Origin of the sequence: Kineococcus rhizosphaerae, assembly GCF_003002055.1 — a bacterium.
GTDB lineage: Bacteria > Actinomycetota > Actinomycetes > Actinomycetales > Kineococcaceae > Kineococcus > Kineococcus rhizosphaerae.
On the sequence record NZ_PVZF01000001.1, the window covers coordinates 202,341 to 214,889 of the forward strand.

Annotated in this window: 8 protein-coding genes and 1 tRNA gene; 7 read left to right on the forward strand and 2 right to left on the reverse strand. The window is 72.9% G+C overall.

The window, feature by feature from the left end; translation table 11 throughout:
* The first annotated feature begins 18 nt into the window (after positions 1-18).
* From trpB to CLV37_RS01085, 6 genes are all read left to right on the forward strand, one after another.
* Positions 19-1,299 (forward strand): tryptophan synthase subunit beta, encoded by a 1,281-nt coding sequence (trpB, locus tag CLV37_RS01060; protein ID WP_106207278.1) that lies wholly within the window; start codon positions 19-21, stop codon positions 1,297-1,299.
* Positions 1,293-2,147 (forward strand): tryptophan synthase subunit alpha, encoded by an 855-nt coding sequence (trpA, locus tag CLV37_RS01065; RefSeq protein WP_425433598.1) that lies wholly within the window; start codon positions 1,293-1,295, stop codon positions 2,145-2,147. Before trpB ends, trpA begins: the two co-directional genes overlap by 7 nt.
* Before the next feature lie 48 nt (positions 2,148-2,195).
* Entirely contained in the window at positions 2,196-3,017 is an 822-nt protein-coding gene (locus tag CLV37_RS01070) for a DsbA family protein (protein ID WP_106206142.1), read from the forward strand.
* A complete protein-coding gene (gene lgt, locus CLV37_RS01075) occupies positions 3,014-3,979 on the forward strand; it encodes a prolipoprotein diacylglyceryl transferase (RefSeq protein ID WP_106206144.1) in 966 nt (321 codons plus the stop codon). The genes CLV37_RS01070 and lgt overlap by 4 nt, the downstream gene beginning before the upstream one ends.
* A gap of 243 nt (positions 3,980-4,222) precedes the next feature.
* Entirely contained in the window at positions 4,223-8,848 is a 4,626-nt protein-coding gene (gene gltB, locus CLV37_RS01080; protein ID WP_211298282.1) for a glutamate synthase large subunit, read from the forward strand.
* On the forward strand, positions 8,841-10,298 hold the full coding sequence (locus CLV37_RS01085; RefSeq protein ID WP_106206146.1) for a glutamate synthase subunit beta: 1,458 nt from the start codon (positions 8,841-8,843) through the stop codon (positions 10,296-10,298). The genes gltB and CLV37_RS01085 overlap by 8 nt, the downstream gene beginning before the upstream one ends.
* A 63-nt stretch (positions 10,299-10,361) precedes the next feature.
* Here CLV37_RS01085 and CLV37_RS27340 read toward each other — a convergent pair whose 3' ends face one another.
* A complete protein-coding gene (locus CLV37_RS27340) occupies positions 10,362-10,742 on the reverse strand; it encodes a hypothetical protein (RefSeq protein ID WP_170126990.1) in 381 nt (126 codons plus the stop codon).
* A 136-nt stretch (positions 10,743-10,878) separates the two neighbouring features.
* On the opposite strand from CLV37_RS27340, the gene pyk reads away from it, so the two are divergent.
* A complete protein-coding gene (gene pyk, locus CLV37_RS01095; protein WP_106206148.1) occupies positions 10,879-12,318 on the forward strand; it encodes a pyruvate kinase in 1,440 nt (479 codons plus the stop codon).
* A 56-nt stretch (positions 12,319-12,374) separates the two neighbouring features.
* Here the strand turns inward: pyk and CLV37_RS01100 are convergent.
* Positions 12,375-12,448, reverse strand: a tRNA-Leu gene (locus tag CLV37_RS01100).
* Positions 12,449-12,549: the final 101 nt, after the last annotated feature.

Consider the following 12,549-nt stretch of genomic DNA (forward strand, 5'->3'; position numbering starts at 1 on the left):
GGGGTGAACGAGACCCCGCTGACCACCTCCGGACGCTCCTTCTCCGCCGAGCGCGGGCCCTACTTCGGCGCGTTCGGCGGCCGCTTCGTCCCCGAGGCGCTCGTCGCCGCCCTGGAGGAGATCGAGGCGGCGCACACCACCGCGATGTCGGACCCGGCCTACCTGGCCGAGCTGGCCGAGCTGCACCGCAGCTACACGGGGCGCCCGAGCATCCTCACCGAGGTGCCGCGCTTCGCCGCGCACGCCGGAGGGGCACGCATCGTCCTCAAGCGCGAGGACCTCAACCACACCGGCTCGCACAAGATCAACAACGTGCTGGGCCAGGCGCTGCTGACCAAGCGGATGGGCAAGACCCGGATGATCGCCGAGACCGGGGCCGGCCAGCACGGCGTCGCGACGGCGACCGCCGCGGCGCTCATGGGCCTGGAGTGCACGATCTACATGGGCGAGGAGGACACCCGCCGGCAGGCGCTGAACGTCGCCCGCATGCGCCTGCTCGGCGCGACGGTCGTGCCCGTCACCGCCGGCTCGCGCACCCTCAAGGACGCCGTCAACGAGGCCTTCCGCGACTGGGTGGCCTCGGTGGACACCACCCACTACGCGTTCGGGACGGTCGCCGGGCCGCACCCGTTCCCCGTCCTGGTCCGCGACCTGCAGCGCATCGTCGGGATCGAGGCGCGCGAACAGGTCCAGGCCCTCACCGGCCGGCTCCCGGACGCCGTCGCGGCCTGCGTCGGCGGCGGGTCGAACGCCATCGGCATCTTCCACGCCTTCCTCGACGACCCCTCGGTCGCGCTGCACGGCTACGAGGCCGGCGGCGACGGGCTCGAGACCGGCCGGCACGCCGCCCCGATCTCGGCCGGGGCCGCAGGGGTGTTCCAGGGCGCGCGGCAGTTCGTCATGCAGGACGAGGACGGCCAGACGGTCGAGTCGCACTCGATCTCGGCCGGCCTGGACTACCCGGGCGTGGGTCCGGAGCACTCCTGGCTGGCGGCCAGCGGCCGCGCGACGTACTCGCCGATCACCGACACCCAGGCCATGGACGCCTTCCGGCTGCTGTGCCGCACCGAGGGGATCATCCCCGCGATCGAGAGCTCGCACGCCCTGGCGGGCGCCCTGGACCTCGGCAAGGCCCTCGGCCCCGAGTCCGTGATCCTCGTCAGCCTGTCCGGGCGCGGGGACAAGGACGTCGACACCGCCGCCCGCTGGTTCGGGCTGGTCAGCGACGCCGACCTCGTCGCCTCCGAGGCCGAACGGGTCTCGGACACCCCCGAGAACACCGAAGGGTCCGGCTGGTGAGCACCTCGCAGACCGACGTCCAGGTCGACGGGCAGACTCCCGTCCGAGCCGGCGGGGCCGCCGCGGCGGTCGACCGGGCCAAGGCCGAGGGCCGCGCCGCCCTCGTGGCGTACCTGCCCGTCGGGTTCCCCGACGTGGAGGGGTCCGTCGAGGCCGCCAAGGCCGCCGTCGCCGGGGGCGCCGACGTCGTCGAGCTGGGGTTCCCCTACTCGGACCCGACGATGGACGGTCCGACCATCCAGCGGGCCGCCGAGGTGTGCCTGGCCAACCGCACGCGCCCCGCGGACGTGCTGCGCGCCGTGGAGGCCGTCGCCGCCACGGGCGCCGCGGTGCTCGTCATGACGTACTGGCCGCCCGTGGACCGCTACGGCGTGGACCGCTGGGCCGCCGACCTGGCGAGCGCCGGGGGAGCCGGGCTCATCACGCCCGACCTCATCCCCGACGAGGCCGGGGCGTGGATCGCCGCCAGCGACGCCCACGACCTCGAACGGGTCTTCCTCGTGGCCCCCAGCTCGACCGACGCCCGGTTGGCGACGACGTCGGCCGCGTGCCGCGGGTTCGTCTACGCCGCCTCGTTGATGGGAGTCACAGGAACGCGTGCGAGCGTGGGCGCCGGTGCGGCCGACCTCGTCCGCCGCACCCGGGCCGCCGGCGCCGAGCGGGTCTGCGTGGGTCTGGGGGTCTCCACCCCGGCCCAGGCGACCGAGGTCGCCGGGTACGCCGACGGCGTGATCGTCGGTTCCGCGTTCGTCCAGCGCCTGCTGGACGCCGACTCGATCGGCGCGGGGGCCAAGGCCGTCGGTGAGCTCGCCGAGGCCCTGGCCGTGGGCGTCCGCACCCGTCCCTGACCCCGGGGCCCCGTCCGCGGGGCCCTGACCCACGAGGAGATCGACGACGTGAGCACCAGGAAGCCCGGCGGTCACCCGGCCCGCGCGGCGGCGGCCGAGGACGCCCGCGAGGCGCGCCGGGCCAAGGCCGCGGCCATGCGGCAGCGCGAGCTGGCCAAGGAACGCAGCCGGCGCGTGCTGCTCATCAGCGTCGCCGTCGTCGTGGTGCTCGCGATCGTGGCGGTCGTCGTGGTCGTCATCGACCGCTCCCGCCCCGACACCGTCGCCACCGCGGCCCAGGTGAACCCCCCGAGCGCGGGCGCAAAGGCCGCCGGCTACGTGCTGCCCGGCACCGCCGCCGTGGGGGCACCCACGGTCGACGTGTGGCTGGACTACCAGTGCCCGTACTGCAAGCAGTTCGAGGCCGCGGCGGGCTCGACCGTCGTGGACCTGGCCGCCAGCGGCAAGGCGAAGGTCGTCGTGCACACCCTGACCTTCCTCGACGGCAACCTCGGCAACACCGCCTCGCAGCTGGCCGCCGAGGCCGCCGCGGCCGCGGACGCGCAGGGCCGGTTCGCCGAGTTCACCACGGCGACGTTCGCCGCCCAGCCGAAGGAGGGCGTCGGGTACACCGTCGCCGACCTGCGGAAGATCGCGCAGACCGCGGGCGTGCCCGACCTCGACGCCTGGCAGAAGGCGGTCGAGGGCCACGCCTACCGCGACTACGTGCAGTCGGTGCAGGACTCGATGGAGGCCGGCGGCGTGAGCGGGACGCCCACCGTCACGGTGACGCCCCAGGGCGGTCAGAAGCAGACCCTGACCAACGAGCAGGTCCTGGGCTCCGACCCCTCAACGGCGCTGACCCAGGCCGTCGCTGCGGCGACGACGTGATCCCCGCCGCGTTCGGGACGGCCATCCCCAGCCCGACGGTCGCCGTCTGGCACCTCGGGCCGCTGCCGGTGCGGGCCTACGCGCTGTGCATCGTGGCCGGGATCGTCCTCGGCGTCCTGGTGGCCGAGCGCCGCTGGCGGGCCAAGGGCGGACGGCAGGACTTCATCCTCGACGTCGCCGTGTGGGCCGTGCCCCTGGGTGTCGTCGGGGCCCGGCTCTACCACGTGATCACCTCCCCGCAGGCCTACTTCGGGGCCGGCGGCGACCCCGTCCGGGCGTTGTACGTCTGGGAGGGCGGCCTGGGCATCTGGGGCGCCATCGCCGGGGGAGCGCTGGGGGCCTGGATCGCCTGCCGTCGCGGCGGGTACCGGTTCTGGCCGCTGGCCGACGCCATGGCCCCGGGGCTGCTGGTGGCCCAGGCGGCGGGCCGGTGGGGCAACTGGTTCAACAACGAGCTGTACGGCCGGGCCACCGACGTGCCCTGGGCGCTGACCGTGCACCGCTGGGACGAGTCGGCGGGCCGGGCGGTCCTGGACGCGAACGGGGACCCGCAGGTCCTCGGCACGTTCCAGCCGACGTTCCTCTACGAGTCGTTGTGGTGCCTGCTCGTGGCGGGCTTCATCGTGCTGGCCGACCGGCGCTGGACGCTGCGCCACGGTCAGTCGTTCTTCGCGTACGTGGCGCTGTACTGCGTCGGGCGCAGCGTCTTCGAGGCCCTGCGCATCGACACCGCGAACCACTTCCTGCACCTGCGGGTCAACCAGTGGGTCGCGGCGCTCGTCTTCCTGCTCGCGCTCGTCGCCTTCGTGCGCTCGCGGCGGCGGCACTCCGGGCGCCAGGACGTCGAGGACCTCGAGCGTGAGGGCGCCCGGTCCCCGTCCAGTGACGATGAGTCGTCTGCTCGTGACTCGGAGTCGCTCCCGACCGTGGACTCGCCCACCGAGGAGCCCGACCGGCGCTGACCGCGACGATTCCGTGATCGTTCGTGGCGAGAACGTGAAGCTGAGCACGGCATCCCGGGCGTTACAGTGAGGTGAACGCGGGCCAGCGCCGCCCCTCGTTCGGGGTGCGTCCCCGCCAGGTACGCGCCTCCTCTCGAAGAGATCGACACCGGCTCGCGGGTGCTCCCAGCCCTCGCGGAGAACCGGGGCCCCCTGTCCACTCGAGGTTCCCTCAGGACCTCTCTCCGAGGACGGTGCACCTGCATGTCGCAGACCCCCGCGTCGCACCAGAACACCACGACCCAGCCCACGGACCGGCGCACGCAGGCGGTCCGCCCGCTGCCCTTCACGAGCTTCCCGGCCGACGCCGGGTTGTACGACCGCGCCAACGAGAAGGACGCCTGCGGCGTCGCCTTCGTGGCGACCATGCGCGGCGAACCCGGGCACGACATCGTCGAGCACGCCCTCACGGCGCTGCGCAACCTCGACCACCGCGGCGCCGTCGGCGCCGAGGCCAACACCGGTGACGGCGCCGGCATCCTCACCCAGGTCCCCGACGAGTTCCTGCGCGCCGTCATGGCCGAGCAGGGCGTGACGCTGCCCCCCCAGGGCGCGTACGCAGCCGGCAACGTCTTCCTGCCCGTCGAGCAGGACGAGCGCGCCGCGGCCGTGGCGCGCATCGAGGAGATCGCGCAGGCCGAGGGTCTGGACGTCCTGGGCTGGCGCGACGTGCCCGTCACCGCCGACCTCGTCGGCGCCCAGGCCCGCGCGGCCATGCCGCACTTCGCGCAGCTGTTCCTGGCCACCGCGACCAACGGCCTGGCGGCGCTGGAGACCGGCATCGACCTGGACCGGCGCGTCTACGCCGTGCGCAAGCTGGCCGAGCGCGAGCTGGCGGTCTACTTCCCGTCGCTGTCGGCCCGGACCATGGTCTACAAGGGCATGCTCACCACCGGGCAGCTCGAGCCGTTCTTCCCGGACCTGTCCGACCGCCGGTTCACCTCCGAGCTCGGCCTGGTCCACTCGCGGTTCTCGACCAACACCTTCCCGAGCTGGCCGCTGGCGCACCCCTTCCGCACCATCGCGCACAACGGCGAGATCAACACGGTCAAGGGCAACCGCAACTGGACCGCGGCCCGCGAGTCCACCATGAGCACCCCGCTCATCCCCGGTGACGTCCAGCGCCTCGGTCCCGTCTGCGCGACCGAGGGCTCGGACTCGGCCTCCTTCGACGAGGTGCTCGAGCTGCTGCACCTGGCCGGCCGCTCACTGCCGCACGCGGTGCTGATGATGATCCCCGAGGCGTGGGAGAACAACACCGAGATGGACCCGGCCCGCCGGGCCTTCTACGAGTTCCACTCGATGTTCTCCGAGCCGTGGGACGGCCCGGCGAACCTCACCTTCACCGACGGCACCGTCATCGGCGGCGTCCTGGACCGCAACGGCCTGCGTCCCTCCCGCTACTGGGTGACCGACGACGGCCTCGTCGTGCTCGCCTCCGAGACCGGGGTCCTCGAGCTGGACCCGAGCTCGATCGTGGCCCGCGGCCGCGTCGCGCCCGGCAAGATGTTCCTCGTCGACACGGCCAAGGGCCGCATCGTCGACGACGAGGAGGTCAAGGCCGAGCTCGCCGCCGCGCAGCCCTACGCCGAGTGGCTCAAGAACGTCGTGCGCCTGGGGGACCTGCCCCCGCGCGAGCACGTGGTCCACTCCCACGCCTCGGTCACCCGCCGCCAGCAGACCTTCGGCTACACCGAGGAGGAGCTGCGGCTCATCCTGGCCCCGATGGCCCGCGCCGGCGCCGAGCCGATCGGCTCGATGGGCTCCGACACCCCGCTGGCCGTGCTCTCGACCCGCCCGCGGATGCTGTTCGACTACTTCACCCAGCTGTTCGCGCAGGTCACCAACCCGCCGCTGGACGCCATCCGCGAGGAGCTCGTCACCTCGCTCATCAGCACCACCGGCCCGCAGCAGAACCCGCTGTCGGAGTCGGCGGCGCACTGCCACCAGCTGGTGCTGCCGTTCCCGGTCATCGACAACGACGAGCTCGCCAAGATCGTCCACATCGACCGCGACCGCCGCAACCCCGGCCGCACGACCCACATCGTCAAGGGGCTCTACAGGGTCTCCGGCGGCGGGGCCGAACTGGCCCGGCGCATCGAGGAGATCCGCGCCGAGGTCTCGCGCGCCATCGCCGACGGAGCCGTCTTCGTCGTGCTGTCCGACCGCGACTCCAACGCCGAGTTCGCGCCCATCCCCTCGCTGCTGCTGACCTCGGCCGTCCACCACCACCTGGTGCGCCAGAAGCTGCGCACCCAGGTGGGGCTGGTCGTGGAGGCCGGTGACGTCCGCGAGGTGCACCACGTCGCGCTGCTCATCGGCTACGGCGCCGCGGCGATCAACCCCTACCTGGCGATGGAGACCGTCGAGGACCTCGTCCGCCGGCAGGTCCTGACCGACGTCGACGCCGAGAACGCCGTGGCGAACCTCATCAAGGCGCTCGGCAAGGGCGTCCTGAAGGTCATGTCCAAGATGGGCATCTCGACCGTCGCCTCCTACCGCGGCGCGCAGGTCTTCGAGGCTCTGGGCCTGTCCCAGACCCTCGTCGACGAGTACTTCACCGCCACGACCTCGCGCCTGGGCGGCGTCGGTCTCGACGTGCTCGCCGAGGAGGTCGCGCAGCGGCACCGCCTGGCCTACCCCGTGGAGGGCCAGGAGCGCGCCCACCGCCGGCTGGAGACCGGCGGGGAGTACCAGTGGCGCCGCGAGGGCGAGCCGCACCTGTTCGACCCCGAGACGGTCTTCCAGTTGCAGCACTCCACGCGCCAGCGCAACGAGGCCCTCTTCCGCAAGTACACCAGCCGCGTCGACGAGCAGTCCGAGCGCCTCATGACGCTGCGCGGTCTGCTGCAGCTGAAGAAGGGCACCCGCGAGCCCGTCCCGCTGGACGAGGTCGAACCCGTCTCCGAGATCGTCAAGCGGTTCGGCACCGGGGCGATGAGCTACGGCTCGATCTCCAAGGAGGCGCACGAGGTCCTCGCGATCGCCATGAACCGCCTCGGCGGCCGGTCGAACTCCGGCGAGGGCGGGGAGGACGTCGAGCGCCTCCACGACCCTGAGAGGTCCAGTCGGGTCAAGCAGATCGCCTCGGGCCGCTTCGGGGTGACGAGCAACTACCTCACCTCGGCGACCGACCTGCAGATCAAGGTCGCCCAGGGCGCCAAGCCCGGTGAGGGCGGGCAGCTGCCCGGCCACAAGGTCTACCCGAACATCGCGAAGACCCGTCACTCGACGCCGGGCGTGGGGCTCATCTCGCCGCCGCCGCACCACGACATCTACTCGATCGAGGACATCGCCCAGCTCATCCACGACCTGAAGAACGCGAACCCGGCCGCCCGGGTCCACGTGAAGCTGGTCTCGGAGGTCGGGGTCGGCACGGTCGCGACGGGCGTGTCGAAGGCCAAGGCCGACGTCGTGCTCATCTCCGGGGCCGACGGCGGGACCGGGGCCGCACCGCTGACCAGCCTGAAGCACGCCGGTGGTCCCTGGGAGCTCGGCCTGGCCGAGACCCAGCAGACGCTGGTGGTCAACGGGCTGCGCGACCGGATCGTCGTGCAGGTCGACGGGCAGTTCAAGACCGGCCGCGACGTCGTCATCGCCGCCCTGCTGGGCGCCGAGGAGTTCGGGTTCGCCACCGCCCCGCTGGTCGTCTCGGGCTGCATCATGATGCGCGTCTGCCAGCTGGACACGTGCCCGGTCGGCGTCGCGACGCAGAACCCCGAGCTGCGCGCCCGGTTCACGGGCCAGGCCGAGCACGTCGTGAACTTCTTCGAGTTCATCGCCGCCGAGGTCCGCGAACTGCTGGCCTCCCTGGGGTTCCGGTCGATCCAGGAGGCCGTGGGGCAGGTCGACGTCCTCGACACCCGACGCGCCGTCGCGCACTGGAAGGCGTCGGGTCTGGACCTGGCGCCGATCCTGCACGCGCCGGAAGCCCCCGAGGGCTCAACCCTGTACAACTCCACGACGCAGGACCACGGTCTGGAGAAGGCGCTCGACCACGTGCTCATCGAGCGCGCCGCCGACGCCCTCGTCACCGGGAACCCCGTGCGGATCGAGCTGCCCGTGCGCAACGTCAACCGCACGGTCGGCACGCTGCTCGGGCACGAGCTGACGAAGGAGTGGGGCGAGGAGGGTCTGCCCGAGGGCACGATCGACGTCTCCCTCACCGGGTCGGCCGGTCAGTCCCTGGGGGCGTTCCTGCCCCGGGGCATCACGCTGCGCCTGTTCGGCGACGCGAACGACTACGTCGGCAAGGGCCTGTCGGGCGGCACGATCGTGGTCCGGCCGGACAAGGCCGCCGGAACCCGCGACCGGGACATCATCGCCGGCAACGTCATCGCCTACGGCGCCACGACGGGAACCCTGTTCCTGCGCGGTGAGGTCGGCGAGCGGTTCTGCGTGCGCAACTCCGGGGCGACCGCCGTCGTGGAGGGGGTGGGCGACCACGCGCTGGAGTACATGACCGGGGGTGAGGTCGTGGTCCTCGGCCGCGTCGGCCGCAACGTCGCCGCGGGCATGTCGGGCGGGTTCGCCCACGTGCTCGACCTGAAGGAGACCCGCGTGAACCGCGACATGGTCGACGTCGTCCCGATGGACGACGAGGCCGCCGCCCGCGTGCACGACCTGCTCGTGCGCCACCGGGAGAACACCGACTCCACCGTCGCCGCCAAGCTCCTGTCCGACTGGGGAGCGGCGCGGCAGCGCTTCTCGACGATCGTCCCGCGGGACTACGCCCGGGTGCTCGAGGTGCGGGCCAAGGCCGTCTCCGACGGTCTGGAACCCGACTCCGACGCCGTGCTCACCCGCATCATGGAGGCTTCGCATGGTTGATCCCCGGGGGTTCTTGCGCGTCCGCGAGCGCGAACTGCCGCCCCGCCGGCCCGTCCCGCTGCGCCTGATGGACTGGCGCGAGGTCTACGAGAAGCAGGACCAGGCGCAGCTGCAGCGGCAGGCGGGCCGCTGCATGGACTGCGGCATCCCGTTCTGCCACAACGCCTGTCCGCTGGGGAACCTCATCCCGGAGTGGAACGACCTGGTGAGCCGGGGCGACATGCGCGAGGCCATCGAGCGGCTGCACGCGACGAACAACTTCCCGGAGTTCACCGGGAAGCTGTGCCCCGCGCCGTGCGAGTCGGCGTGCGTGCTCGGCATCAACCAGCCGCCGGTGACCATCAAGCAGGTCGAGGTGATGATCGCCGAGCACGCCGCGGAGTCCGGCTGGATCACGCCGCAGGTGCCCGAGCGGCTGACGGGCAAGACCGTGGCCGTCGTGGGGTCCGGCCCCGCGGGCCTGGCCGCGGCGCAGCAGCTCACGCGCGCCGGGCACACCGTCGTCGTGTACGAGCGCGACGACGCGATCGGGGGGCTGATGCGCTACGGCATCCCCGAGTTCAAGATGGAGCGCGCGGTCCTGGACCGGCGCCTGGCCCAGATGGAGGCCGAGGGCACCCGCTTCCGCGCGGGGGTCGAGATCGGCGTCGACATCACCGGCGAGCAGCTGCGCGACAGGTTCGACGCCGTCGTCGTGGCCACGGGGGCGACCCAGTGGCGCGAGGTCGACCTGCCCGGTCGCGAGCTGGCCGGCATCCACCAGGCCATGGAGTACCTGCCCCCGACCAACCGCGTCGCGGTCGGCCAGGAGCGCCCCGACGACCACATCGACGCCGCGGGCCTGGACGTCGTCGTCATCGGCGGCGGGGACACCGGCTCGGACTGCTACGGGACGGCGCTGCGCCAGGGGGCGCGCTCGGTCACCCAGCTCGACATCTACCCGATGGCGCCCGAGGACCGGGCCGAGCACGAACCGTGGCCGACGACGCCGAAGGTCTTCTCGGTGTCCTCCTCGCACGAGGAGGGCGGGCAGCGGAAGTTCTCCGCCTCCACCCGGGCCTTCGTCGGCGAGGACGGGAAGGTCACCGGCCTGCGGGTCGTGGAGGTCACCAAGGTCGACGGCGTCTGGACGCCCGTGGAGGGCACCGAGCAGGACCTGCCCGCGCAGCTCGTGCTGCTCGCGATCGGGTTCGCCGGCCCCGAGCACGGCGAGATCGTCGAGCAGCTCGGTCTGGCCGCCGACGCCCGCACGCGGTTCACCCGCACCCCGGGCTACGCGACGGGCACGCCGGGGGTCTACGTGGCCGGCGACGCCGGCCGCGGGCAGTCGCTCATCGTGTGGGCCATCGCCGAGGGGCGGGCCTGCGCTGCCGCCGTGGACGAGCACCTCATGGGGGACACCGCGCTGCCGGCGCCGATCCGCGCCGACGCCGTGCCGCTGACGGCCTGACCGGACGCGGCGAGGGGGTGGGCACCGGGACGGTGCCCACCCCCTCGCCGCGTCCGGTGCCGTTCACCAGGTGGCGATCTGCTCCGCGTCGTAGGTCCACACCGAGGCGTCCGACAGGACCGTCACGTCCGCGGCGTGCCCGGACAGGCCCCGGGCCGAGGCCGCGGCCGCCACCTTGCCCAGGGCGTGCCGGGCCGCGCCCTGGGCGTCCAGACCGTCCCCGTCGACGCTGAGGACGACGTCGTGCTCCGGGGCGTCCACCCGCTCCACCCGGGGGTGGCTGGCGTGCAGGTCCGCCACGAGCCCGGCCAGCGCCCCCTCGGGCCACCCGCCGTCCTCGTGCAGGCGGACGTAGACGGCGTACTCGTGCTCGAGGGACTCCTCGACCATGTCCTCGACCTCGTTCTCGAAGTCGTTCTGCTGCGGTCGTTCCTGCGCGTTCACGCGGTCATCGTGGGACCTGCCGGGCGTCCGCGCACCCCGGGGGCGCGGGCGACCGGAGGGTGAGCGTCCGGTGACGGCTCGGGGTCCGGCACGCCCCGTGCGCCGATCACGACCGGGGGCGCAATAAGGTCGGTGCATGCGCAGAGCGAAGATCGTCTGCACCCTCGGACCCGCGGTCGCGGGCCCCGAAGGGTTGCGGTCACTGGTGGACGCCGGGATGGACGTCGCCCGGATGAACCTGAGCCACGGCTCCCACGACGACCACCGGGCGAACTTCGAGGGGGTGCGGGCGGCCGCCGGGGCGTCGGGCCGCGCCGTGGCGATCCTCGCGGACCTGCAGGGTCCGAAGATCCGCCTGGGGAAGTTCGCCGACGGCCCCCACGACCTCGCCGTCGGGGACGTCTTCACCATCACCACCGAGGACGTGCTGGGGACCAAGGAGCTGTCCTCCACGACCTACGAGGGCCTGACCGGTGACGTGTCGGTGGGCGACCGGATCCTCATCGACGACGGCAAGGTCGGCCTGGAGGTCACGGCCGTCGAGGGCCCGCGGGTGACCACGAGGGTCACGGTCCCCGGCCCGGTGAGCAACAACAAGGGCATCAACCTCCCCGGCGTGGCCGTCAGCGTCCCGGCGCTGTCGGAGAAGGACAAGGAGGACCTGCGGTTCGCGCTGCGGCTGGGCGTGGACATGGTCGCGCTGTCCTTCGTGCGCTCGGCCGCCGACGCCGCGGACGTGCACGCGATCATGGACGAGGAGGGGATCACCGTCCCCGTCATCGCCAAGGTCGAGAAGCCGCAGGCCGTGGAGAACATCCGCGAGGTCGTCGCCGCCTTCGACGGCATCATGGTCGCCCGCGGCGACCTGGGCGTCGAGCTGCCGCTGGAGGAGGTGCCGCTGGTCCAGAAGCGCGCCATCGAGCTGGCGCGCCGCCAGGCCAAGCCCGTCATCGTGGCGACCCAGATGCTCGAGTCGATGATCACCGCACCGCGCCCGACGCGGGCCGAGGCCTCCGACTGCGCCAACGCCGTCCTCGACGGCGCCGACGCGCTCATGCTCTCGGGCGAGACGAGCGTCGGGGCGTTCCCGTTCGAGGCCGTGCGCACGATGGCCCGCATCATCGAGAACACCGAGACGCACGGCGCGGACCGCATCGCGGCCCTGGGCACCGTCCCGCACACCAAGGGCGGGGCCATCACCCTGGCGGCCTCGGAGATCGGCAAGCAGCTCGACGCCAAGCTGCTGGTGACCTTCACCCAGTCCGGCGACTCCGCCCGCCGCCTGTCGCGGCTGCGTTCCGGCATCCCGCTGGTCGCCTTCACCGCCGAGGAGACCACCCTGCGGCGCCTGGCGCTGTCGTGGGGCGTGGACTCGCAGTACGCGGCGTTCATCTCCACCACGGACGAGATGGTCAAGGAGGTCGACCGCCGCCTGCAGGAGATGGGGCGCTGCGCCGTCGGGGACCTCGTCGTCATCGTCGCCGGTGCCCCCCCGGGGATCGTCGGCTCCACCAACGCGGTGCGCGTGCACCGCATCGGGGACGCCACCTCGGGGGTCTCGGCCGCCTACGCCTGAGCGGTCCCGGACGCCGAAGAGCCCCGCAGCGGTCGCTGCGGGGCTCTTCGCGCCGGTGCCCTGGGTGGGATTCGAACCCACACTGGTGCGAGTTTGAGTCGCATGCCTCTGCCGGTTGGGCTACCAGGGCTGCTCGCGCACGGCCCGCGAGGGCTGTCCGCCAGGCGCGACGATCACCCTACCGGGGCCGGGGGAGTGGTTCCGACGCAGCGTGCCACGACGTGTCGTAGT